The following is a 225-nucleotide window of genomic DNA, read 5'->3' on the forward strand; positions in this document are numbered from 1 at the left end:
AGTTTAACTTTGATAATGAGAGATTGGAACAGCTGGGGGATTTTGATATTGGATTAATGGATAATCTCCCGTTTTAACGTATGCTTCAAATTGATTTGGTGATAACTTTGCGAGCCCCATTTGAAAACGGTCATTATTGTAGTAATCAATGTAATCATCTACAAGTTCTGCCAATTCTTCAAAATGATGAATATCTTTCAACCCTTTGATTTCATCTTTCATATG

The 225-nt window shown here is 33.3% G+C and carries 1 protein-coding gene; it reads right to left on the bottom strand.

Annotated features, from left to right (window positions below):
• Positions 1 to 3: 3 nt before the first annotated feature.
• The coding region (locus tag TP70_RS10135; protein ID WP_156962281.1) for an IS3 family transposase at positions 4 to 225 on the bottom strand (222 nt) is incomplete at its 5' end.

The organism is Staphylococcus microti, from assembly GCF_000934465.1.
GTDB lineage: Bacteria > Bacillota > Bacilli > Staphylococcales > Staphylococcaceae > Staphylococcus > Staphylococcus microti.